The 21931-nt window shown below is 65.5% G+C and carries 21 protein-coding genes; 14 read left to right on the top strand and 7 right to left on the bottom strand.

From position 1 onward, the window contains the following. Positions 1 to 166 precede the first annotated feature (166 nt). Positions 167 to 1249: a GGDEF domain-containing protein gene (locus tag ACYQ6T_RS03180; protein ID WP_459827496.1), complete on the top strand. Its 1083-nt coding sequence runs from the start codon at positions 167 to 169 to the stop codon at positions 1247 to 1249. On the opposite strand, the gene ACYQ6T_RS03175 is transcribed toward ACYQ6T_RS03180, so the two are convergent. From ACYQ6T_RS03175 to paaN, 3 genes are read right to left on the bottom strand one after another with little or no spacing between them, the layout of a single operon-like run. After that, positions 1158 to 2027, bottom strand: a complete 870-nt coding sequence (locus ACYQ6T_RS03175; protein ID WP_459827493.1) for a cobalamin-binding protein — start codon at positions 2025 to 2027, stop codon at positions 1158 to 1160. The two genes, ACYQ6T_RS03180 and ACYQ6T_RS03175, sit on opposite strands and share 92 nt — an antisense overlap. Continuing rightward, positions 2008 to 2499: a c-type cytochrome gene (locus tag ACYQ6T_RS03170; RefSeq protein ID WP_459827490.1), complete on the bottom strand. Its 492-nt coding sequence runs from the start codon at positions 2497 to 2499 to the stop codon at positions 2008 to 2010. The genes ACYQ6T_RS03175 and ACYQ6T_RS03170 overlap by 20 nt, the downstream gene beginning before the upstream one ends. Before the next feature lie 43 nt (positions 2500 to 2542). Further along, the gene (gene paaN, locus ACYQ6T_RS03165; RefSeq protein ID WP_459827487.1) at positions 2543 to 4219 is read right to left on the bottom strand and encodes a phenylacetic acid degradation protein PaaN; all 1677 of its coding nucleotides are present in this window, start codon (positions 4217 to 4219) and stop codon (positions 2543 to 2545) included. 165 nt (positions 4220 to 4384) lie between these two features. On the opposite strand from paaN, the gene paaG reads away from it, so the two are divergent. From paaG to ACYQ6T_RS03110, 11 genes are all read left to right on the top strand, one after another. After that, complete coding sequence (gene paaG, locus ACYQ6T_RS03160) at positions 4385 to 5191, top strand: 2-(1,2-epoxy-1,2-dihydrophenyl)acetyl-CoA isomerase PaaG (protein WP_459827485.1); 807 nt, start codon at positions 4385 to 4387, stop codon at positions 5189 to 5191. Between the two features lie 27 nt (positions 5192 to 5218). Continuing rightward, the gene (locus tag ACYQ6T_RS03155) at positions 5219 to 6787 is read left to right on the top strand and encodes a 3-hydroxyacyl-CoA dehydrogenase (protein ID WP_459827482.1); all 1569 of its coding nucleotides are present in this window, start codon (positions 5219 to 5221) and stop codon (positions 6785 to 6787) included. A 9-nt stretch (positions 6788 to 6796) separates the two neighbouring features. Continuing rightward, positions 6797 to 7261, top strand: a complete 465-nt coding sequence (gene paaI, locus ACYQ6T_RS03150; protein WP_459827480.1) for a hydroxyphenylacetyl-CoA thioesterase PaaI — start codon at positions 6797 to 6799, stop codon at positions 7259 to 7261. 23 nt (positions 7262 to 7284) lie between these two features. After that, on the top strand, positions 7285 to 8607 hold the full coding sequence (gene paaK / locus ACYQ6T_RS03145) for a phenylacetate--CoA ligase PaaK (RefSeq protein ID WP_459827477.1): 1323 nt from the start codon (positions 7285 to 7287) through the stop codon (positions 8605 to 8607). A 10-nt stretch (positions 8608 to 8617) separates the two neighbouring features. Continuing rightward, on the top strand, positions 8618 to 9280 hold the full coding sequence (locus ACYQ6T_RS03140) for a TetR/AcrR family transcriptional regulator (RefSeq protein ID WP_459827474.1): 663 nt from the start codon (positions 8618 to 8620) through the stop codon (positions 9278 to 9280). Beyond that, positions 9277 to 10485: a 3-oxoadipyl-CoA thiolase gene (gene pcaF / locus ACYQ6T_RS03135; RefSeq protein ID WP_459827471.1), complete on the top strand. Its 1209-nt coding sequence runs from the start codon at positions 9277 to 9279 to the stop codon at positions 10483 to 10485. Before ACYQ6T_RS03140 ends, pcaF begins: the two co-directional genes overlap by 4 nt. Before the next feature lie 76 nt (positions 10486 to 10561). Continuing rightward, positions 10562 to 11716, top strand: coding sequence for an ABC transporter substrate-binding protein (locus ACYQ6T_RS03130; protein ID WP_459827468.1), 1155 nt, complete (start codon positions 10562 to 10564; stop codon positions 11714 to 11716). Positions 11717 to 11793: 77 nt separating this feature from the next. Then, positions 11794 to 12825, top strand: coding sequence for a branched-chain amino acid ABC transporter permease (locus tag ACYQ6T_RS03125; RefSeq protein ID WP_459827465.1), 1032 nt, complete (start codon positions 11794 to 11796; stop codon positions 12823 to 12825). After that, on the top strand, positions 12825 to 14678 hold the full coding sequence (locus ACYQ6T_RS03120) for a branched-chain amino acid ABC transporter ATP-binding protein/permease (RefSeq protein WP_459827462.1): 1854 nt from the start codon (positions 12825 to 12827) through the stop codon (positions 14676 to 14678). The genes ACYQ6T_RS03125 and ACYQ6T_RS03120 overlap by 1 nt, the downstream gene beginning before the upstream one ends. Positions 14679 to 14688: 10 nt before the next feature. After that, the gene (locus ACYQ6T_RS03115; RefSeq protein WP_459827459.1) at positions 14689 to 15438 is read left to right on the top strand and encodes an ABC transporter ATP-binding protein; all 750 of its coding nucleotides are present in this window, start codon (positions 14689 to 14691) and stop codon (positions 15436 to 15438) included. Positions 15439 to 15452: 14 nt separating this feature from the next. Further along, positions 15453 to 16103 carry a hemerythrin domain-containing protein gene (locus tag ACYQ6T_RS03110; RefSeq protein ID WP_459827456.1) on the top strand — a complete coding sequence of 217 codons (651 nt, stop codon included), beginning with the start codon at positions 15453 to 15455 and terminating at the stop codon, positions 16101 to 16103. Here the strand turns inward: ACYQ6T_RS03110 and ACYQ6T_RS03105 are convergent. After that, positions 16070 to 16723 (bottom strand): NUDIX hydrolase, encoded by a 654-nt coding sequence (locus ACYQ6T_RS03105; protein WP_459827454.1) that lies wholly within the window; start codon positions 16721 to 16723, stop codon positions 16070 to 16072. The two genes, ACYQ6T_RS03110 and ACYQ6T_RS03105, sit on opposite strands and share 34 nt — an antisense overlap. Before the next feature lie 222 nt (positions 16724 to 16945). On the opposite strand from ACYQ6T_RS03105, the gene ACYQ6T_RS03100 reads away from it, so the two are divergent. Together ACYQ6T_RS03100 and ACYQ6T_RS03095 are read left to right on the top strand one after the other, a co-directional pair. Continuing rightward, complete coding sequence (locus tag ACYQ6T_RS03100) at positions 16946 to 17971, top strand: hypothetical protein (RefSeq protein ID WP_459827451.1); 1026 nt, start codon at positions 16946 to 16948, stop codon at positions 17969 to 17971. Between the two features lie 69 nt (positions 17972 to 18040). Continuing rightward, positions 18041 to 19099, top strand: coding sequence for a 2Fe-2S iron-sulfur cluster-binding protein (locus ACYQ6T_RS03095; RefSeq protein ID WP_459827448.1), 1059 nt, complete (start codon positions 18041 to 18043; stop codon positions 19097 to 19099). Between the two features lie 6 nt (positions 19100 to 19105). Here the strand turns inward: ACYQ6T_RS03095 and ACYQ6T_RS03090 are convergent, their stop codons facing one another. The 3 genes from ACYQ6T_RS03090 to ACYQ6T_RS03080 are packed head-to-tail and all read right to left on the bottom strand — an operon-like array spanning position 19106 to position 21915. Further along, a complete protein-coding gene (locus ACYQ6T_RS03090; protein ID WP_459827445.1) occupies positions 19106 to 20422 on the bottom strand; it encodes a diguanylate cyclase in 1317 nt (438 codons plus the stop codon). Continuing rightward, positions 20404 to 20628, bottom strand: a complete 225-nt coding sequence (locus ACYQ6T_RS03085) for a DUF2788 domain-containing protein (protein ID WP_459827442.1) — start codon at positions 20626 to 20628, stop codon at positions 20404 to 20406. The genes ACYQ6T_RS03090 and ACYQ6T_RS03085 overlap by 19 nt, the downstream gene beginning before the upstream one ends. Positions 20629 to 20682: 54 nt before the next feature. Continuing rightward, the gene (locus ACYQ6T_RS03080) at positions 20683 to 21915 is read right to left on the bottom strand and encodes an argininosuccinate synthase (protein ID WP_459827439.1); all 1233 of its coding nucleotides are present in this window, start codon (positions 21913 to 21915) and stop codon (positions 20683 to 20685) included. Between the last annotated feature and the right edge of the window lie 16 nt (positions 21916 to 21931).

Genomic DNA, 21931 nt, shown 5'->3' with positions numbered 1-21931 from the left:
CCACACCCTATGCGCTTCCGCGCAGCGACGTTGCGGTGAATGGCATCGACCGCGCGAAAGCTGCGGCGCTTCTCGATCTCATCGCGCGGGAGCGAAGCGTCCGGCGCCCCTGTGATATACTGGTTTAGTGCGCCTTTGTCGCTCCCTCTTTTCAGCGATACCCTTGATGAGTCCTTCCCTTCAAGATTGGTTGCAGCTCCAGGAACCGTTTACGCTTCTCACTGCCCTGGCCGCAACCGTTGGCCTTCTTGTCGTCGTCAGCGTACTGCTCCGGCGTGTCCGGCGCCAGGCGCGAGCGATCCGAGAGGCGGATATCGAACGCCACGCGATTCTCGAGGCGCTGGGCGACGGGGTGATCGTCCAGGACGCCGCCGCGGACCGGATCCTCTACATCAACCCGACTGGGGCGCAGATGCTGGGGTACACCCCCGAAGAGCTGATCGGGCAACTGAGCCACGCGACGCTCCACTACGCCCACCCAGACGGTTCGCCCTACCCCCACGAAGCGTGCCCGATCTGGCAAACCGCCCAAGACGGTCGGGCGCGGCGTGTCGACGACGCCTTCTGGAGCCGCCACGGCGAGGCGATCCCCGTCGAGCTTTCGGTCACCCCGATCCGCAACGACCACGGCCGCATCACGGCGCTCGCCGTTGCCTTCCACGATCTCCGCGAACGGCAGCGGCTCCTCGCCGAAATCGCACACACCGCCCACTACGACGCCCTCACCGGCCTACTCAACCGCCACGGATGGGAGCGTGCGCTTCCCCGGGAGCAGGCCCGGCTGCAACGAAACGGCACCACTGCGGCGGTGGCGCTCATCGACCTCGACCACTTCAAACAGATCAACGACCGCTACGGCCACGACGTTGGCGATCAGGTCCTCAGCGCGCTCGGCGCACTGCTCACCCAGAACCTGCGCCCGACCGACCTCATCGCCCGCTGGGGGGGCGAAGAGATTCTCGTGCTGTTCCCTGAGACCGATCTCGACAGTGCGCTCGCGGTCCTCGAGCGGCTACGCAACCAATGGCAACGGCAGCGGTGGGAGACCCCCGAGGGGCCGTTAGAGGGGGTGACCTTCTCGGCAGGCGTCGCCCTGTGGAACGGCGAAACCCCATTTGCCGACGTGCTGCGCGCCGCCGACCAGGCGCTCTACCACGCTAAGCGGTCGGGACGGAACCGGATCGAGACGGCGTTGCTCCCCACGCCGCTTGCGCCACCGCCCGCGCGAGCGCCACAAGGCCATCGGTGAGCGCCGCCGGCCCCGGTTGCAGGATCAGCGACGACTTGATCTCGACGAGCTGGCCGCGCGCCACCGCGGGAATCGCCTCCCATCCCGGCCGCGCCGCCACCTGTTCGGGGCGGAACTTCTTGCCGCACCACGAGCCGATGATGAGATCGGGCGCGCGCCGCACGACTTCCGCGGGATCGGCAATGATCCGGTTGCGCGCAAGCGGCTCAGCCGCTCGGTCGGCAAAGATATCTTCGCCGCCGGCGATCGCGATCAGTTCGCTCACCCAGCGAATGCCGCTGATCATCGGCTGGTCCCACTCTTCGAAATAGACCTTGGGGCGAAAGGGGAGCTGCTTGCCCGCCTCCGCAACCGCCGCGATCTGCTCTTGCCACGCGCGCACCAGCGCCTCGGCGCGCGCCTCTGCCCCAACCCACGCGCCCAAGCGGCGAACGTAGGCCAAAATCCCCGCAACGGAGCGGTGGTTACTCACCCAGACTTCGACCCCGGCGCGGATCAGCGTTGCGGCGATCTCCGCCTGCATATCGGAAAAGCCGATCACGAGATCGGGCTCGAGGCGCAGAATCTCGTCGATCTTCGCGCTCGTGAAGGCCGAGACCTTCGGCTTCTCTTTGCGCGCCCGCGCCGGCCGGACGGTAAAGCCGGAGATGCCGACGATGCGCCGCTCTTCGCCAAGCAGATAGAGCGTCTCGACGCTCTCCTCAGTCAGGCACACGATTCGCTGCGGCCACGGCTCGCCGCTGAGCGACGACAGAGGGTCACCGCTTGCGGTAGTCACGGTGGCAATCCTGACACGCCTGATAGACCCGGTCGTAGGCCCCCTTGAGCGCGGCGCGCGCCTGCTCCTCCCCTTGCGCGCTCCCTTGCGACGAAAGGGTTGTGCGCTCTGCCTCCACTGCCCTTTTCAACCCCGCCACCGCGTCGAGAAAGGCGGTTTTGCGCTGGGCAAAGCCACTGGGATCGCTACAGGTTTGCGGCGTCACCTTCGCCGGGGGCACGCAGGTATCGGGGCGAAAGTGGGGCCAGGGGGCGTCGGCGAGGTCGGAGAACTTCGCAAAATGGTCGAAGAAGCGCTGGGCGTCCCACGGCCCCTGACGCAACATCACCCCCATCGGTTCGAACTCGCGCAACATCGCTTTGAAGAACTTTTGCCGCGTCGCGATCGGCTGCCCAGGCAACGGGTCCTGAGGTTCCGATCCGCACGCGGCAACGAGCAACAGCGCCATCGCAGCAACGACTCTGGTTCGCATCGACCCGCTCCTTGCGAAAAGCGCAATGGTAGCAAAAGGGGGGTCACTCCGCGCAGTGGAACCGGTGCTGCACCACGGCAAAGCGGCGGGCGACGAACGCGGCGTCGCAGTAGCTCGCGTTCGCCGCGGGGTTGAGCCCTGTACCGTGGTAGTCGGAGAAGGCGGCCGACTGGTTGACGTAGACGCCGTCTGTGAGGTTGAGCGACAACGCCACCCCCGCCCGCCAGCTCGCTTCGATCATCCGCTCCTGATAGTGCGCGTCGGTGCTGTAGAGCCCGAGGGTGAGCGCCCCGTGGTCACGGACGATCGCCTCCGCGCGGGTGATGAGGGCGTCGCGGTCGGCGCAACGCACGACAAAGGCGATCGGCCCGAACCGCTCTTCGAGGTAGGCTGCTTCGTCGCGCTCGTCGCAGGTGATGAGCACCGGCGTACGGACGCGCGCTGCGGGGTATTCGGGATGGGGTAGCGCCCGGCTTGGCAACACCACCTGCCCGAACTCGCCGGCATTCGCCCGCTCAATCCGCGCGAGCGTCTCATCCGATTGCACCGCGCCCAGCACCGCAAAGGCCACACGGGGGTCAGCGAGGAAGGTGTCGATCGCGTGAGCGAGATCGTGTGCCACCGTCTCGAACGACTTCACCCCTTCTGGCGTCTTCACCCCGTCGCTCGGCACCAGGATCGCCTGCGTCGTCGTGCACATCTGCCCCGAGTAGAGCGAGAGGGTAAACGCCAGATTCTTCAGCATCCCGGCGTAGTCGTCGGTCGATTCGATCACCACGGTGTTCACGCCGGCCAGTTCGGCATAGACCTGTGCCTGGCGGCAATGTTCAATGAGCCAGTTGCCAAAGGCGCACCCGCCGGTGAAATCGATCGACTTCACCGCAGGGTGTTGCACCAGCGTCTGCGTCGCTTGGCGTTCGTCGAAAACCGCGAGTTGCACGACGTTGGGGTCGCACCCCACTTCCGCGAGGACGTCGCGGATCACCCGTACCGTGATCGCCGCTGGCAACACCGCATGGCTGTGGGGTTTGACGATCACCGGGTTACCGGTGGCGAGCGCCGCAAAGAGCCCCGGGTAGGTATTCCAGGTGGGGAAAGTGCCGCAACCGATCACCACCCCCACGCCACGCCCGACGATCTCGTAGCGCTTCACCATTTTGATCGGCGGGTTCTTCCCTTGCGGCTTCTCCCAGATCGCCTCTTTGGGGATGCGCCGCATCTCGTCCCAGGCGTAGGCCACCGCCTCGATACCGCGATCCTGGGCGTGCGGGCCACCCGCCTGAAACGCCATCATCCACCCTTGGCCGGTGGTGTACATCACCGCGTGGGCGATCTCCATACTGCGGCGGTTGAGCCGGGTGAGCGCCTCCAGCAGCACCCCCACCCGCCCCTCCGGCCCGAGCCGCTGCCAGGGGAGCTGCGCCGCCTGCGCCTGTGCAATCAACGTCTCGACGGCAAAAACGGGATACTTCGGCGCGAGCGCAACCCCGTAGGGCGAGCGTTCCGGCGCAATCCACCGCTCAGCCTCACCCTGGTCGTGCAACGGAAATTCGCGGTCGTGGTAGCCGAGCGCCGCCGCTCTCCCCTCCTCGAGCGCCGTCTCGCCATAGACTTTGGGGCTCGGCATCTCGGGAAAGGGGGACCAGTAGCCGCGGGTGTGGATCGCGCGAATCGCATCATTGAGCAACGCTTCGTGGCGGGTAAAGAGTTCGTGGGACATCGCAGCTCCTCCGAGTGGTATGGGTCGACAAACTTTAACATAAACGAACGGATTAGAAAATATCAAAAACCCAGTTGACTTTGTCGCGCGTCGAGGATAAAGTATTCATCGAACGGCCGGTCGATCGAAGAACCGCCGCGACGACTACACCAAAGGAGGAAGAGGATGGAGAAGCCTTGGCGCACCATCGCCTACCGCGAAGCAAACGGCGTCGCGTGGCTCACGCTCAACCGCCCCGAGCGGCTGAATAGCTTCACCACCGAGATGCACCTGGAGGTGCGCGAGGCGCTTGCGCGCGTTGCCGCCGAACGGGAAGCGGGCCGAATTCGGGCGCTGGTGCTCACCGGCGCGGGGCGGGGCTTTTGCGCCGGACAAGACCTCAACGACCGTGCCGTTGCCCCCGGCGAAGCCGCACCCGACTTAGGGGCGTCGATCGAACAGTACTATAAGCCGCTGATCCTCACGTTGCGGCAGCTCGAGCTTCCGGTGATCGCGGCGGTGAATGGCGTCGCCGCAGGCGCAGGAGCAAACCTGGCGCTCGCGTGCGACCTCGTCTATGCCGCGCGTTCCGCCGCATTCATCCAGTCGTTCGCCAAATTGGGGCTCGTCCCCGACACCGGCGGCAGTTGGGTTCTGCCCCGCCTGGTTGGCCCGGCCCGCGCACTCGGGCTTGCGCTCCTCGGGGAGAAACTCTCCGCGGAGGAGGCAGAGCGTTGGGGGCTGATCTGGAAATGTGTCGCCGACGAGGAGCTGATCCCGACGGTGACCGAGGTGGCCGAACGGCTCGCCGCCGGCCCGACGCTGGGTTTCGCCGAAACCAAACGGCTCATCTGGACGAGCCTGGAATATGACCTCGCCGCGCAGCTCGACCGCGAGCGCGACGCGATGCGCCTCTGTGGCCAAAGCCACGACTACCAGGAGGGGGTGCGCGCGTTCCTCGAGAAGCGCGCCCCCAACTACCTCGGCCGCTAACCGAGCCGCCCTGTGGGAGGAGCCCCGATGACCACCCCAGCCGAATCAGCCGCTCAGCCCCTTCCCCCGTCGGCACCGGTGCTCGTGATCGGCGCCGGCGCGATGGGGCGGGGAATCGCCGCGGTCGCTCTGCTCGCCGGTCACCCCGTCACCCTCTACGACCTCGACGCCGCGCAACTGCAGCGCGCCCTGGCAGCGATCACCCAAGAGCTCGACGAAGGGGCCGCGAGCGGCAAGATCCCCTCGGAGCGCGCCGCTGCCGCGAAAGCGCGCCTCACCCTCGCAACCGATTACCGTGCCGCTGCCGCGTCAGCCGCGCTGGTGATCGAAGCGGTGGTCGAGGAGCTCACCGTCAAACAGCAGCTCTTCCGCGACCTCGAGGCGATCGTCGCCGCGGAGACGATCCTCGCGAGCAACACCTCGTCGCTGTCGCTCACCGCGATCGCCGCTCCCCTCACCCATCCCGATCGGGTCGTCGGAATGCACTTCTTCAACCCGGCCACCCGCATGAAGCTCGTCGAGGTCGTGAGCGGCCTTCAGACCAGCCCGCAGGTTGCCGCCACGGTGCAGGCAACGGCCCAAGCGTGGGGCAAAATTGCCGTTCGGGCGAGCTCAACCCCAGGGTTCATCGTCAACCGCGTCGCCCGCCCCTTCTACGGCGAAGCGCTGCGGCTCCTCCGTGACCAGGCGAGCGACATCGCGACGATCGACGCGGTTCTGCGCGACGCCGGCGGCTTTCGCATGGGGCCATTCGAACTGATGGACCTCATCGGCCACGACGTCAACGCCGCGGTCACCCGGTCGGTGTGGGAGGCGTACGGTTTCGACCCCCGCTTCCAACCGAGCCTCATCCAAGAGGAGCTGGTCATTGCCGGGCGGCTCGGCCGCAAAAGCGGTCGCGGCTTCTACGACTACCGCCCCGGCGCGGTCAACCCCACCCCCAACGACGCACCGCCCACCCCCCTTGCCGACCCCAACGCGACGTTGATTGGCGACCACCCGGCGATTGACGCCCTTGCCGAACGGTTGGCGCATGGGGGCGTGACGGTGAAACGGGCCACCGCTCCGACAGAGCCGCGGATCGAGACCCACACTGTTCGCCTTGCGCTCACCGACGGTCGCCCCGCAATGGTTCGTGCCGCAGCAGAACGGTGCCCCGCCTTGGCGCTCCTTGACTGGGTACGCGATTGGCGAACCGCGACCCGCATCGCGATCACCTTTGCCGCCACCACCCCCGAAGCGGCACGAGGGCAGGCGGTTGCGCTCCTCCAGGCGGCCGGTTTTCGCGTCGCGGTGATCAACGACCTTCCCGGGCTCATCTTCGCGCGCACCCAGGCGATGCTCGCCAACGAAGCGGCCGATGCCTGGTCGCAAGGGGTTGCGAGCCCGGCCGACATCGACCTCGCGATGCGTTACGGCACCAACTACCCAGAAGGGCCCCTCGAATGGGCCGAACGGGTCGGTGTCGCTCAGGTGGTGACGCTTCTCACCCACCTCCACCACCACACCGGCGACCCGCGCTACCGCGTCGCGCTCGCGCTGCAGCAACGTGCGGCCGAAGCGCAACTGGCCACCGCCCCCCGCCACCTCGGATAGGAGAAGCCCATGGCGACCCCGTCACCCGACGCCCCAACCCCCACTGACCCGCAGCAGCTTGCCGAAGCGGTCGCACAAGCGATGTACGCGCGCGACCATTGCGCCCACTTCCTCGGCATCACGTTGGAGGCGATCGCCCCGCACTACGCCAAAGTGGCGATGACCGTGCGGCGCGAGATGTTGAACGGCTTTGCGATGCTCCACGGCGGAATCCTCACCACCCTCGCCGACACCGCGTTCGCCTACGCCTGCAACAGCGACAACGAAATGACCGTCGCTTCGGGGATCGCCACCGAGTTCCTCGCCCCGGCCCACGAGGGCGACCGCCTCACCGCCGAGTGCCGGGTCGTCGCCGCGGCGGGCCGCACCGGCCTCTACGATGTCACCGTGACCAACCACCACGGCCGGCTGATCGCGGTGATGCGCGGCAAATCGTACCGCCGCAAAGGCCACCCGATCTACACACCCCATTGACACCCAAGAGAGGAGGTTTCCCCATGCCTGTGAAAAAACCGCAACCTGGCGATCTCGAACCGATCGAAACGGCGAGCATCGACGAACTGCGCGCGCTGCAACTCGAACGACTCCGGTGGAGCGTGCGCCACGCCTACGACAACGTCGCCCCCTACCGCGCCAAATGTGAGGCGAAAGGGGTTCACCCCGACGACCTGAAAACGCTTGAAGACCTCGCCAAATTCCCCTTCACCACCAAGCAGGACCTGCGCGACCACTACCCCTTCGGTCTCTTTGCCGTGCCGCGGGAGCGTATTGTCCGGATCCACGCCTCGAGCGGCACGACGGGGAAACCGACCGTCGTCGGCTATACCCAGAAAGACATCGACACCTGGGCCCACCTTGTCGCCCGCTCGATCCGCGCTGCGGGGGGCCGTCCCGGCGACATGGTCCACGTCGCTTACGGTTACGGGCTCTTCACTGGAGGGCTCGGGGCCCACTACGGCGCCGAACGACTCGGGTGCACGGTGATCCCGATGTCAGGGGGACAGACCGAAAAGCAGATCCAGCTGATTCTCGACTTCAAACCCGACATCATCATGGTCACCCCCTCCTATTTCTTGACGCTCCTCGACGAGATGGCGGCGCAGGGGATCGACACCCAGAAGATCTCGCTCAAAGTGGGTATCTTCGGCGCTGAACCGTGGACCGAGGCGATCCGCCAGAACATCGAGTCGCGCACCCCGATGGACGCCGTCGACATCTACGGCCTCTCGGAGATCATGGGACCGGGGGTGGCGAACGAATGCATCGAGACCAAAGATGGGCCGACCCTCTGGGAGGACCACTTCTACCCCGAAATCATCGACCCGATCACCGGGAAACCTCTCCCCGACGGCGAAGAGGGTGAGCTCGTCTTGACCACCCTCACCAAAGAGGGGCTGCCGATGATCCGCTACCGCACCCGCGACCTCACGCGACTCCTCCCCCCGACGGCGCGCAGCATGCGCCGCATGGCGAAGATCACCGGCCGCACCGACGATATGCTGATCATCCGCGGCGTCAATGTCTTCCCCACCCAGATCGAAGAGCTGATTCTGCGCGTGCCGCAACTCGCCCCCCACTACGTGATCGTCGTCGAAAAGGAGGGGCACCTCGACAAGCTCACCGTCAAAGTCGAAATCAACCCCGAAGCAGGGGTTGGCCGCAAGGAGGCAGTGCGGCAAGAGGCGGCGAAGCAGCTCGCCCACCTGATCAAGACCTTCGTCGGGATCTCCGCGGCGGTCGAGGTGGGGGATCCCTTCGCGATCGAACGGGTGACCGTGGGGAAAGCGCGGCGGGTCATCGACAAGCGCCCCAAAGAGTAAGCGGAAGAAGATGGCGCGGACGCGCAGCCCCAACTTCGCCGAACAGCGCGAAGCGATCCTCGAGAAAGCGGCGATGCTCTTTGCCCGCTTGGGCTTTCACGCGACCTCGATGGCGATGCTCGCCAAAGCGTGCGGCGTCTCGAAAGCGCTCCTCTACCACTACTACCGCGACAAGGAGCAGATCCTCTTCGACGTCGCCGACGCCCACGTCGAACGGCTTCTGACGATCGTCCGAACGGTGCTCGCCGAGCCCCTCCCTGAGGAGCGCGACGCGGCGGAGCGGGCGCTCGCCACCCTCATCGCCCAGTTTCTCGACGAGTATGCCGACGCGCAACACCGCCACATCGTCCTCGTGCAGGACGTCAAGCACCTCCCCGGGGAGATGGCCGAGACGATCCGCGAAAAACAGCGGCTGGTGGTGCACGGCTTCGAGCGGCTGATCGCTCGCCTGGTGCCGCCCGACACCCCGCAGGTGACCCGCTCCGCGCTCACCATGACCCTCTTTGGGATGATCAACTGGACCTTCACCTGGCTACGCCCCGACGGGCCGCTCAGCCACCGTGACCTCGCCCCGCACGTCACCGAACTCTTCTTGCGCGGCCTGCCGGCGGCTGCTGCCCATCCCGAGGTCAAGAACCGCTTTCCCCCGCCTCCCCCTGGAGAACCCCTATGAGAGAACCGGTCTTTCTCGTCGACGGCATCCGCACCCCCATCGGTCGCTACGGGGGCGCCCTTGCCCACGTCCGCCCCGACGACCTGGCCGCCCACGTGATCCGCGAACTGGTCGCCCGCCACCCGGAGGTCGATTGGACGCAGCTCGACGACGTCTACTTCGGCTGTGCCAACCAGGCGGGCGAAGACAACCGCAACGTCGCCCGAATGGCGGTGTTGCTTGCTGGCCTTCCCGTTGCGGTGCCGGGAAGCACGATCAACCGCCTCTGCGGCTCCGGGCTCGACGCGATCGGCACCGCGGCGCGTGCGATCGTCGCCGGCGACGCCGACCTGATGATCGCTGGGGGCGTCGAGAGCATGACCCGCGCCCCGTTCGTGATGGGGAAAGCGACGGCCCCTTTCTCCCGCACCGCGAAGATCGAAGACACGACGATCGGCTGGCGTTTCGTCAATCCGCTGATGGCCGCGCGCTACGGCACCGACTCGATGCCGGAGACCGCAGAAAATGTCGCGAGCGAGTTTGCGATCGCCCGCGCCGACCAGGACGCCTTTGCCTACCGCAGCCAGCAACGGACCGCGGCGGCGCAGGCAGCCGGTTTCTTTAGCGGCGAAATCGTCCCAATCGATGCGCCCACCGGGAGCAAAGGCAGCCAAACCGTCGCCGTCGACGAACACCCCCGCCCCGAAACGACGCTGGAGGCACTTGCGAAACTCAAAGGGGTCGTGCGCCCCGACGGAACAGTCACCGCCGGCAACGCCTCCGGGGTAAACGACGGCGCCGTCGCCTGCTTGATCGCAAGCGGCCGCGCCGTCGAGCGCTACGCGCTTCGGCCCCTCGCGCGCATCCACGCGATGGCCACGGCTGGCGTCCCTCCCCGGATCATGGGGATTGGCCCTGCGCCGGCGACGCAAAAGCTCCTCGAACGGACCGGGCGCCGGCTTGGCGAGATCGACGTCATCGAACTCAACGAGGCGTTCGCCGCCCAGGCCCTTGCCGTTTTGCGGCTCCTTGGGCTACCCGATGACGCCGACCACGTCAACCCCCACGGCGGCGCGATCGCGCTCGGCCACCCCCTCGGGGCGTCGGGGGCGCGGCTGGCGCTTACCGCAGCGCGGGCGCTCCACCGTCGCGACGGCCGCTGGGCGGTGGCGACGATGTGCATCGGTGTCGGCCAAGGGATCGCGATGCTCCTGGAAAAAGTTTGATCTGTGGTACCTTATGACCACCCCATCCCCGCCGGGTCAGTGCGGGTCCACTCGGAGGAACGAAAGGAGACCGACCATGAAAAAACCCCTGATCAAAGCAGTTGCCGTCGCCCTCGGCATCGCCTTTTCGGCCAGTAGCGCCTGGGCCGAGGTGAAGGTGGGCGTGAACGTCTCGGCAACGGGACCCGCAGCGTCGCTGGGGATCCCCGAAAAGAACACGATCGAGCTGATGCCCAAGGAGATCGCGGGCGAGAAAATCACCTACATCGTACTCGACGACGCCTCGGACACCACCACGGCGGTGAAGAACACCCGCAAGTTCATCACCGAAGACCAGGTCGATCTGGTGATGGGGTCGACAATCACCCCCAACTCGATCGCGATGATCGACGTGGTTGCCGAGGCAAAAGTCCCGATGATCTCGTTTGCCGCCAGTAACCACATCGTCGAGCCGGTGGACGCCAAACGGTACTGGGTCTTCAAGACCCCGCAAAACGACCTCCAGATGTCGACGGCAATCGTCGAACACATGGTCAATCAAGGGGTGAAGAGTGTCGGCTTCATCGGCTTTGCCGACGCCTACGGCGAAGGGTGGTACGAAAACTTCGCCAAAGTGGCCGAGGCGCGCGGGCTCAAGATCGTCGCCAACGAACGCTACAACCGCACCGACACCTCGGTCACCGGCCAGGTGCTGAAACTGGTCCAAGCGAACCCCGACGCGATCCTCATCGCCGGATCGGGCACTCCCGCGGCGCTGCCCCAAAAGACGCTCAAAGAGCGGGGCTATCGTGGCAAGATCTACCAGACGCACGGGGTGGCGAACGACGCCTTCCTCCGCGTCTGCGGCAAAGACTGTGAAGGGACCTTCCTGCCGGCGGGTCCAGTGCTCGTCGCCGACCAGCTGCCGGCCAACCACCCGGTGAAAGCCTCGGCGATGGAGTATGTCCAACTCTACGAAGGGAAGTACGGCAAAGGGTCGGTGTCGACCTTTGGCGCCCACGCGTGGGATGCGGGTAAGCTCCTCGCCGCGGCACTCCCTGAAGCGCTCAAAAAAGCGAAACCGGGTACCCCGGAGTTTCGCGCGGCGCTCCGTGACGCGCTCGAGAACGTCAAAAACGTCGCGGGCGCCCACGGCATCTTCAACATGAGCAAAGAGGATCACCTCGGGCTTGACCAACGCGCCCGCGTGATGGTCCAGATTCAAAACGGCACCTGGAAGTATGTCCCGTAAGCAAGGGCAATAGACCTCGTCCCCAAGCCGCCCCTCTCCCCACGCGCGGAGGGGGAGACTACAGGAGAACCGCCGCGATGGACTGGACGATCGCGCTCATCCTCACCCAAGACGGCATCGTCAACGCCGCGATCTACGCGTTGTTGGCGCTGGCGCTCGTCTTGGTCTTTGCCGTGACCCGCATCATCTTCATCCCGCAGGGAGAGTATGTCTCTTACGGGGCGCTGACCCTGGCGATGCTCGAACTCGGCAAAACCCCTGCAACAGTGTGGCTGCTCGTTGCCGGCGGCTGCGTTGCGCTGGCGATGGAGCTCGTCGCCCACCTGCGCGGCCGCGCCGTCTTCTGGCGGGAGGCGCTCCTCTGGTATGGGGCGATTCCCCTGGCGACGCTCGCCCTCGTCTATGCGTTCGACTGGGGGACGCTCCCCCACTGGAGCCGGATGGTGCTCACGATCCTCCTCATCGCGGCGATGGGGCCGATCACCTACCGCATCTTCTATCAGCCGATTGCCGAGGCATCGGTTCTGGTCCTTCTGATCGTCTCGGTTGCGGTCCATCTCACGCTGGTGGGGCTCGGGCTCCTCCTCTTCGGTGCCGAAGGCTACCGCACCACCCCTCTTTGGGATGAGCGGTTTGCGATTGGCCCCCTCCTTGTCCCCGGGCAGGCTTTTTGGGTCGTCGGTACGTCGCTCCTCCTCATCGCGCTCCTTGCCTGGTTCTTCAGCCGCACCCTCTACGGCAAGGCGTTGCGCGCAACCGCAGTGAATCGCAACGGCGCTCGCTTGATGGGGATCTCCCCGAACCTCGCGGGACGGATGACGCTGCTCCTTGCGGCTGCAATCGGCGCGATCTCGGGGATTCTGGTGAGCCCGATCACCACCCTCTACTACGACTCGGGCTTTCTCATCGGGCTCAAGGGGTTTGTCGCCGCGATCATCGGGGGACTTGCGAGCTACCCGATCGCCGCGGTGGGGGCGCTCGTCGTTGGCCTGATCGAAGCCTTCAGCTCCTTCTGGGCCAGTGCCTACAAAGAGGTGATTGTCTTCACGTTGATCATCCCCGTGCTCTTCTGGCGTTCGCTGACCACCCACCACGTGGAGGAGGAGTAATGGCGCTCACCCCTCAATCCCTCACCCAACAACCGCCTGTGGCCCCAGCCACTGGCGCAACCGGAATTCCGGCGCGCGCGCTCCTCATCGCCTTTCTTGCCCTGATTGCCGTCGCGCCGCTTCTCCTCGGCCCCTTTCACCTCACCCTCCTCAACTACATCGCGCTCTACGCAATGGTCGCGCTCGGTCTGGTGTTGCTCACCGGTGTTGCTGGCCTCACCAGCTTCGGCCAGGCGGCGTTCGTCGGCCTTGGCGCCTACACCAGCGCCGTGGTGAGCACGGGGCAGCTCCCCGAATGGCTCCAGTGGCTCCCCGCGTCGGCGTGGAGCGGTCTGCTCCTCGGGTTACTGCTCACGGCGATCGCGGCGCTGCTGATCGGCGCGATCACCCTTCGGCTCTCCGGCCACTATCTGCCGCTGGGGACGATCGCGTGGGGGCTCAGCCTCTACTTCCTCTTCGGCAATCTCGAAACGTTGGGGGGGCACACCGGGATGCGCGGCATCCCGCCGATCACCCTCGGGCCGTTCGTCTTGTCTGAGCCGCAGACGATCTACCCTCTCATCTGGGGCCTGCTGCTGCTTGCGATCTGGGCGGTTTCGAACCTCCTCGACTCGCGGCCGGGGCGCGCGATCCGCGCTCTCAAAGGGGGCGTGGTGATGGCCGAAGCGATGGGGGTAAACACCGCCCGCTACAAGATGGCGGCGTTTCTCCTTGCAGCGCTCCTTGCCGCCCTCTCCGGCTGGCTTTACGCCCACATGCAGCGCTTCGTCAACCCCACCCCCTTTGGGCTCCAGATCGGCATCGAATACCTCTTCATGGCGGTCGTCGGCGGTGCTGGCTACCTCTGGGGGGCGCTCCTCGGGGCAGTGCTCATCACCCTCACCAAACAGTGGCTGCAGGATCTCCTGCCACAGCTTCTGGGGCAGAGCGGCAACTTCGAGTTGATCGTCTTTGGCCTGGTGATGGTGGTGGTCCTCCACCAAGCCCGCGACGGCCTCTGGCCGATCCTGCGCCGCGTCGCCCCGGTCCGTCCTACCCCCCGCTGGCTTCCTGACCACGCCGAGCCGCTCCCCAGCCACCCCAAACCGCAATGGGGGGAGCCGCTCCTCATCGCCGACCAGGTGACGCGCCGCTTCGGGGGGCTGGTTGCGAACGACCAGATGTCGCTCACCCTCCACGCCGGGGAAATTCTCGCGCTGATCGGACCGAACGGTGCAGGAAAATCGACCTTTTTCAACCAGATCTCCGGCGTAGACACCCCCACCGCCGGTCGGATCCTCTTTCGCGGCGTCGACATCACTGGAAAGCCCTCACGCACGATCGCCGCGTTGGGGATGAGCCGCACCTTCCAACACGTTCGGCTCCTCCCCAACCTGTCGGTGCTCGACAATGTCGCGATCGGGGCGCACCTTCGCACCCACGCCGGGATCCTCTCCGCGATGCTCCACGCGGAGCGGCGCGAGGAGGGGCGAATTCTCGTCGAAGCGCGGCGGCAGATCGAACGGGTCGGCCTCGGCCCGTTCCTCCACACCGAAGCGGGCGCGTTGGCGCTGGGGCAGCAGCGGATCGTCGAAATCGCGCGCGCATTGATGAGCGATCCGTCGCTGCTGCTTCTCGACGAACCGGCGGCAGGGCTGCGCCACAAGGAGAAAGCGGCGCTTGCCGAGCTCCTCAAGCAGCTGCGCGCCGAGGGGATCGGGATTCTTTTGGTCGAACACGACATGGACTTCGTGATGAATCTCGCCGACCGCGTCGTGGTGATGGAGTTCGGCCGCAAAATCGCCGAGGGCCTCCCCGAGGAGGTGCAACAAGACCCGCGGGTGCTCGAAGCCTACCTCGGCGGGGTGCAATGAAGGAGCTGCGATGAGCGAGGCGATTCTGACCGTCAACAACCTCCACGTCCGCTACGGCCGGGTTGAGGCGCTCCACGGCGTCTCGATCACCGTCCCGCAGGGCGCGATCGTCACCGTAATTGGCCCGAACGGTGCCGGAAAGACGACGATGCTTTCGGCGATCATGGGGCTTCTCCCCTCCCAAGGGGAGATCCACTTCGCCGGCCAACGGATCGCTGTTCCCGACGTCGAGCAGCTGGTCCAGGCCGGGATGGCGTTGGTCCCTGAGAAACGCGAACTCTTCGGCGAAATGAGCGTCGAGGATAACCTCATCCTCGGCGCCTTTCAGCGCTACCGCAGAGGGGATCGCGCAATTGCGGAGACACTTGCCGACGTCTATGCCCTCTTTCCGCGCCTCCAGGAGCGGCGGAACCAGCTGGCGGCGACCCTCTCGGGAGGTGAGCGGCAGATGCTCGCCATCGGCCGTGCCCTGATGGGCAAACCGCGGCTGCTGCTCCTCGACGAGCCGTCACTCGGTCTCGCTCCGCTGATCATCCGGGAGATCTTTCGCACCATCGCCCGGCTGCGCGACCAGGGGGTGTCGATTCTCCTGGTGGAACAAAACGCCCGCGCCGCGTTGCAAGTGGCCGACTACGGCTACGTCTTGGAGACCGGCGAGGTGACCCTCGAAGGCCCCGCCGAGCGGCTGGCGAACGACCCCCAAGTGATCGAAACCTATCTCGGCATGAGCAAACGGCAAGAGAAGCTCGCCGCACTCTAAGAAGAGGATCCCCGATGAGCGAACAACCGACCCCTACCTCCCCGCAACCTTTTCACGGCGGCTGGCGCGTGGTCGAAGACGAGCACCAAGCGCTCGCCGCGGTGCTGCACGCGCTCCACTTTTTGCTCGACGAGATCGGCGCAGGCCGCATCGAACCCGATTTTCGTCTGCTGCGCGCGATGCTCTACTACCTCACCGAATACCCCGAGCGCCGCCACCACCCCAACGAAGACCGCTACCTCTTCGCCCGCCTGAAAGAGAAGACCCACGAGGCGGACGCCGTCATCGCCCGTCTCGAAAAAGAGCACGCCGCCGCAGAACAGCGCGTCAGTGAGCTCGAAGCGGCGCTCCATGCCTTTGCGAGCCGCGCCCCTGGCGGTTTTGAGCGCTTTCGCGAAGTCTTCGACCGCTACGCCCACTTCTACCGCCAGCACATGATGACCGAAGAACGGGAGGTGCTGCCGCTGGCTGAGCGCTACTTCACCACCGAAGATTGGGCCTTTGTTGCTGCCGGCTGGCAGAGCGCTGGCGTCGATCCGCTCGCCGGCACCACCACACGCGACGAGTGGCAGGCGATTTTCGACAAACTGGTCCGCCACGCCCCGCCGCCGATCGGCCTCGGAGCCGGCCCCTACCCAGACGACGTCGCAACCCGCGCGCGGTAGGCGGCAAGGCGCAGCGCCAGCGCGCGCAACATCGCCGCGGTCGCCCCCCAAATGAAATAGTGGCGCCACGGAGCGGCCCAATAGCTGCGCCGCACCCCCTCATAGGTGAGGCTCAAGCGCAAGTAGTTTGCCGGATCGGCGAAGCGGGCAAGCGGCGCAAAGAAGACCTCCGCAACCTCGAACGGGTCGGGGCGCAATTCGCCGACGGTGTCGCTCCACGCGATGAGCGGCGCGACCCGGTAACCGGTCACCGTGAGATAGTCAGGGAGCGCCCCCAGGATCGCGACGCGCTCAGCCGCCAACCCCACCTCCTCCTCGGCCTCACGCAGCGCCGCCTCCTCGACCGACTCCCCCTCTTCCACCCGCCCCCCAGGAAAACTGATCTGCCCAGGGTGGTGGTAGAGGTGCGGAGTCCGGCGGGTCAGCAGCACCGAGACCCCCTGTTCGGGATGGGGGGTCAAGAGCGCGACCACCGCCGCTCGCCACCGCTCTTGACGTGCGCCGTCGTCGCCATAGGGTTGCGGCACGACGACCGGCAGTTGCAACGCGGCGCGAATCGCCTCTGGTCCCCAGACCAGCGGGTGGTCACCGCCCCCGGTTTCCCCGTTTTCTCTCGCCATGTCCCTTCGCGCTAGCCCCTTTTCCGCACGCACAGTATAGCATGGGCCACCGCACCCCTCCCCGAGAAACGGCTGAACAAAAAATTTGACCGACCGGTCGGACTATTTGCACTTTTCTTGATCTAGATCAAAGAAATTTCCTTCCGATCGGCTACAATTCAACTCACGCAAACTTGTTTGCGATTTTTGAACGGCACCATCCACACGTAAGGAGGTATCACCATGGCACACAACGAAAAGCTCGCGCTCCAAATGGAGCTCCCCCCGGCCACGCCGCAACCCAACGTCTATCCCCTCTCGTGGCACGCCCACACGAAGAAGCTCGAAGAGATCTGGGACGCCGCGCAACGGGAGAACTGGGACCCGAAGCGACTTCCGTGGGATACCCTCGACGTCGACTCCTACACCTGGGAAGAGCGCGAAGCGATCGCCTACTGGTGGACGCTCCTCTCGGTCTTCGACGCCTCCGCCCCTCCTGTCTTCGCAACTGCGCTGATCAAGACCTACGAAGAGCACGAAGAGGACCCGGTTCGCCGCTGCTTCTTCTCGATCACCCGCGACGAGCAGAACCACGAACAGATGTGTGGTCTGACGATCACGAAGTTTCTCAACCACCACGACCCCCTCACCTACGAACCGAAAACCGAGCTCGGCAAGCGGCTGCAGAAGAACGCCAAATGGCTCTACTACAACGGCGGACGCTACTGGAACGGCTACAAGAACGCCGTCCCGAAATATTCGCTCGCGGTGCTCTTCTCCTCGTTCCTGATGGGCGAGATCGCCGCCGCGACGATCTTCAAGCAGATGCACGACAACAGCCGCGAACTCGTCTTCAAAGAGGCGTTCCGCAACATCGGCCGGGACGAGGGGCGCCACATGGCGATCTGCATGGCGCTGATGGAGCGCGACTACCCGAAACTCCCCGTCGAAGACAAAGCGCTCGTCACCAAGCAGATCCGCGCCGGTTACCTCTTCCTCTCCGCGGTGCTCTTCGAGCCGCCGATGGAGTTCTGGGATCTCCCCGAAGACTTCATCGCCAACCAGCGCGAAGCCGAAGAGGTGGCGCGCCAGGCCGGTTTCGGCATCCCCACCTATGAGGCGAAAAAAGAGAACTGGCGCAACGCCATCCTCAACCTCAAAGGGGTGCTCGACCGCTACGGGATCCCCTTCCCGGCGATTCCCGAAGTGGGCATCTCCGGCGAAGAGGTGAGCGAAGTCGACATGGCGTCGATCATCCCGGTCTTCTGAACCCCCCTTTTCCCACGCCAACCCTTTGGCCGGCGCCCCCGGGGCCGGCCACACCCCGGAGAGACAATCATGAGCGAACCCACGGTGATTCGCCTCTACCCCTCGAACCGCGAAGTGATTTGCCCCCCTGGGGATACGGTGCTGACCGCGCTCGAGAAGGCGGGCTATGCGCTCCCCAACAACTGCCGCGCGGGCGCGTGCGGCGAATGCAAAGTCAAGGTGCGCGAAGGGCAGTTCGACCAGGGGGTGGTGCTCGACATGGCCCTCTCCCCCGAGGAGCGGCGCCAAGGGTACGGCCTGATGTGCATGGCAAAGCCCCTCTCCAAAGTGTTGGTGATCGAATGGGGCACCGCCGACGCCAAACCGAAGCTCTTTCCCCCGCGGGAGAATCAGCGCTTTGTTGTGGTCGACCGCATCGTGCGCACGCCGCGCGTCGTCGAGCTGCGACTCCGTCCCGTCGGGCAACCGATGCGCTACTGGCCCGGCCAGTACGTGATGGTGAGCGACCTTGCCGGCACCGTTCCGCCGCGCTCCTACTCGATCGCCAACGCCCCCCGCCCCGACGGCGAGATCGCGCTGCAGATCGCCAAGATCGACAACGGCACGACGAGCCTTTGGGCAACAGAGCGCGTCGCCGTCGGCGAGATTGTCAAGATCGACGGCCCCTTCGGCACCTTCATCGGCGACCCGTCAGCGGAGACCCCAGTCCTCTGTCTTGCCGCCGGAACGGGACTCGCGCCGATCCTCGCCCTCACCGAGGCGGCGCTGCGGCGTGGCTACCGCAAACCGGTGACGCTGATCCACTCGGGGCGCACCCGCAGCGACCTCTATGGGTTGGGGATGATGCGCTACTGGGAGACGAAACACCGCAACTTTACTTACCGCGCAACGCTCACCCGCGACGCAGCGGAGGGCTTTTGGCACGGGCGGATTCCGGCGTTGCTGCCGGTTCACTTCCCCGACCTCTCCGCCTATTCGGTCTTCATCGCTGGAAGCCCCGAGTTCGTCGCCGACTGCAAAGAGGCGGTCGGCGCGCTCGGAGCGCCGGCCGCGCGCATCCACACCGAAGGCTTTTTCGGGCAGGCGCAACCGACGACGCCCCCCGCCGACGCGATGCTTTCAGCGTAAGTAACCTTAGGGTGCGGGTGCTACCGCCACCCGATTGCGCCCCTGCGCCTTCGCGGCGTAGAGGGCGGCATCGGCCCGGGCAAACCCCTCGTCGAACGATTCGCGGCGCGGGTCGAGCTCAGCGACCCCAACGCTCACCGTCACCCCTTCCCCGCCGCGCGTCCGCACGCTTTTTTCGATTTCGTGGCGGATCCGTTCAGCCTTCTTCTCCGCGTGCTGGCGGTCGCAGTTGGGCAGCAGCACGACAAACTCCTCGCCGCCGAAGCGGGCGAGAAAGTCGCTCGCCCGAATGGAGCGGGCGATCCGTTGCGCCACCGCGGTGAGCACCTGGTCGCCTTCGTCGTGGCCGTAGGTGTCGTTCACCCGCTTGAAGCGGTCGATGTCGATCACGAGGAGCGACAAGGGTTTGCCGTCGCGCTTCGCCCGCTCGAAATAGCGTTTCGCGACATCCTCGTAGGCGTGGCGGTTGGGAACGCCGGTGAGCTTGTCGGTCACCGCCATCACCTGCAAGAGGCGTTCACGCTCCTTGCTCTGGACGAAGAGGCGGCGCATCAGGACGAGATTGTGGACCCGCGCGAGGAGCTCGACATCGTGCGGCGGCTTGACCACGTAGTCGTTCACCCCAAGACGGTAGAGCTCGTTCTTGCGCGCCGTGTCGTGGTAGCCGGTGAGGACGATGATCGGATGGAAGACGAAATCCTCGGGCCGGCGACGGAGCTGCCGGATCAGCGCCAAGCCGCTCTCCCCCTCATTGAGCACCAGATCGATCACGAAGAGTTCGAATTCGTGCTGCGTGAGCGCCGCCCGCGCCGCTCGGACACTTTCGGCAACGGTCACCCGATAGCCGCGCCGCTCAAGGATCGCGCGGATGCTCTTCTGTTGAATAGGCGAATCCTCAACCAGCAGAACCTCCGCCCCCGCGACAAAGTCGCTGCGGTGGGCGAGGAAGTAGTTGAGAAAGTTCTCGAGTTGCGCGAGGTCGTCGCGGGTAAAGACGTCGGTCACCCCTTCGTGGAAGGCGCGGGCGAGCATCTCCTGGTTGTGTTCCGAAGTCACCAGAATCACCGGCGCCGCCTCCTGAAGCCACGGGCGAATCTGGCTCGCGAGCGCAATGCCATCGCCGTCGGGCAAGACATAGGTGGTCAGCACCACGTCGATGGGGTGGTCGCGCACGATACGAAGCGCCTCCCGCACGTCATAGGCGCGATGGATCGTGAGGCCAAACCGCTCGAGGACGCGGGTGAGAAACTTTCCCGACGCCTCCCCGGGGTCGACGAGGAGGGCGTGGAAAGCGTGCTTTTCCGCTAATGGGTCATGAACCATTCGATGATCCCTTTGGCGATGAAGCCGATGAAGCCGACCCCGAGCGCGACGAAGAGCCAGAGCGTCCCGTATTTTCCCGCTTTCGACTTCCACGCCAGATGGCCGATGATGAAGATCATGTAGAGGATGAAAGCGGGGACGAGGAGACGCATCGCCCACTCCTCCCACTCCTCAAAGGTGAGTCCCAGAATCAGCTCTTCACCCATCCGCCACCCCGCTGTGCCAGACCACCTACCCCGCTACCCAACCTGCACCCCGCGTCAGCCGCGCCGTTTCGCCGCCAGTTTCGCCGCGATCCGCAACCGCAGCGAGTTGAGGCGGATAAACCCTTCGGCGTCCTTCTGGTTGTAGGCGCCGCGGTCGTCTTCGAACGTTGCGATCGTCGGATCGAAGAGGGAGTCGGTCGCGGAGTCGCGCGCAACCACCATCACGCTCCCCTTGTAGAGCTTCACCCGCACCCAGCCGTTCACGCTCTGCTGGGTATAGTCGATCAGCGCTTGCAGCGCACGGCGCTCGGGACTAAACCAGTAGCCGTTGTAGATGAGGGCGGCGTAGCGCGGCATCAGGTCGTCCTTGAGGTGGGCCACCTCGCGGTCGAGCGTGATCGATTCGATCGCCCGGTGGGCTTTGAGCAGGATCGTCCCCCCCGGCGTTTCGTAGCAGCCGCGGCTCTTCATCCCGACATAGCGGTTCTCGACAAGGTCGAGCCGGCCGATCCCGTGCCGCCCCCCCAACGCGTTGAGCCGCGCGAGGAGCTCATGGGGCCGCATCCGCTCGCCGTTGATCGCCACCAGATCCCCCTTCTCGAAGGTCAGTTCGACATACTCCGGCTCATCAGGTGCCTTCTCTGGCGCCACGGTCCAGCGCCACATCGACTCTTCCGGTTCCGCCGTGGGATCCTCGAGGTGGCGCCCTTCGTACGAAATATGCAACAGGTTCGCGTCCATCGAGTACGGAGCGCCCCCGGCGCGGTGTTTCTGCTCGATCGGAATGCCGTGCTGTTCGGCGTAGGCGAGAAGTTTTTCCCGCGAGTTGAGATCCCACTCCCGCCACGGGGCGATCACGCGAATCTCCGGCATCAGCGCGTAATAACCGAGCTCGAAGCGCACCTGGTCGTTCCCTTTACCGGTCGCGCCGTGGGCAACCGCATCGGCCCCAGTCAAACGCGCGATCTCGATCTGCCGCTTGGCAATCAGCGGCCGAGCGATCGAGGTCCCGAGGAGGTATTCGCCCTCGTAGACGGCGTTCGCGCGAAACATCGGGAAGACGAAGTCGCGGACGAACTCCTCGCGGAGATCGTCGATGAAGATGTTCTCCGGTTTGATCCCCAACGCGAGCGCCTTCTGCCGCGCGGGTTCGAGCTCTTCGCCCTGACCGAGATCAGCGGTGAAGGTCACCACTTCACACTGGTAGGTATCCTGCAGCCACTTGAGAATCACCGAGGTGTCGAGCCCGCCGGAGTAGGCGAGCACCACTTTGCGCACGTTGCTCATCAACAAAGTCCTATGA

This window comes from Hydrogenophilus islandicus (genome assembly GCF_054657095.1).
The sequence above is the reverse complement of the archived record's forward strand: the minus strand, read 5'-3'. Positions and strand labels throughout refer to the sequence as shown.

Excerpts from the sequence above, each read along its gene's own strand:
- ACYQ6T_RS03155 (WP_459827482.1), top strand. The coding sequence starts at position 5,219 with ATGACCACCCCAGCCGAATCAGCCGCTCAGCCCCTTCCCCCGTCGGCA.
- paaG (WP_459827485.1), top strand. The coding sequence starts at position 4,385 with ATGGAGAAGCCTTGGCGCACCATCGCCTACCGCGAAGCAAACGGCGTC.
- ACYQ6T_RS03100 (WP_459827451.1), top strand. The coding sequence starts at position 16,946 with ATGGCACACAACGAAAAGCTCGCGCTCCAAATGGAGCTCCCCCCGGCC.
- ACYQ6T_RS03085 (WP_459827442.1), bottom strand. The coding sequence starts at position 20,628 with ATGGGTGAAGAGCTGATTCTGGGACTCACCTTTGAGGAGTGGGAGGAG.
- paaK (WP_459827477.1), top strand. The coding sequence starts at position 7,285 with ATGCCTGTGAAAAAACCGCAACCTGGCGATCTCGAACCGATCGAAACG.
- ACYQ6T_RS03170 (WP_459827490.1), bottom strand. The coding sequence starts at position 2,499 with ATGCGAACCAGAGTCGTTGCTGCGATGGCGCTGTTGCTCGTTGCCGCG.
- ACYQ6T_RS03080 (WP_459827439.1), bottom strand. The coding sequence starts at position 21,915 with ATGAGCAACGTGCGCAAAGTGGTGCTCGCCTACTCCGGCGGGCTCGAC.
- ACYQ6T_RS03125 (WP_459827465.1), top strand. The coding sequence starts at position 11,794 with ATGGACTGGACGATCGCGCTCATCCTCACCCAAGACGGCATCGTCAAC.
- ACYQ6T_RS03115 (WP_459827459.1), top strand. The coding sequence starts at position 14,689 with ATGAGCGAGGCGATTCTGACCGTCAACAACCTCCACGTCCGCTACGGC.
- ACYQ6T_RS03180 (WP_459827496.1), top strand. The coding sequence starts at position 167 with ATGAGTCCTTCCCTTCAAGATTGGTTGCAGCTCCAGGAACCGTTTACG.
- ACYQ6T_RS03095 (WP_459827448.1), top strand. The coding sequence starts at position 18,041 with ATGAGCGAACCCACGGTGATTCGCCTCTACCCCTCGAACCGCGAAGTG.
- pcaF (WP_459827471.1), top strand. The coding sequence starts at position 9,277 with ATGAGAGAACCGGTCTTTCTCGTCGACGGCATCCGCACCCCCATCGGT.
- paaN (WP_459827487.1), bottom strand. The coding sequence starts at position 4,219 with ATGTCCCACGAACTCTTTACCCGCCACGAAGCGTTGCTCAATGATGCG.
- ACYQ6T_RS03090 (WP_459827445.1), bottom strand. The coding sequence starts at position 20,422 with ATGGTTCATGACCCATTAGCGGAAAAGCACGCTTTCCACGCCCTCCTC.
- paaI (WP_459827480.1), top strand. The coding sequence starts at position 6,797 with ATGGCGACCCCGTCACCCGACGCCCCAACCCCCACTGACCCGCAGCAG.
- ACYQ6T_RS03110 (WP_459827456.1), top strand. The coding sequence starts at position 15,453 with ATGAGCGAACAACCGACCCCTACCTCCCCGCAACCTTTTCACGGCGGC.
- ACYQ6T_RS03130 (WP_459827468.1), top strand. The coding sequence starts at position 10,562 with ATGAAAAAACCCCTGATCAAAGCAGTTGCCGTCGCCCTCGGCATCGCC.
- ACYQ6T_RS03105 (WP_459827454.1), bottom strand. The coding sequence starts at position 16,723 with ATGGCGAGAGAAAACGGGGAAACCGGGGGCGGTGACCACCCGCTGGTC.
- ACYQ6T_RS03120 (WP_459827462.1), top strand. The coding sequence starts at position 12,825 with ATGGCGCTCACCCCTCAATCCCTCACCCAACAACCGCCTGTGGCCCCA.
- ACYQ6T_RS03140 (WP_459827474.1), top strand. The coding sequence starts at position 8,618 with ATGGCGCGGACGCGCAGCCCCAACTTCGCCGAACAGCGCGAAGCGATC.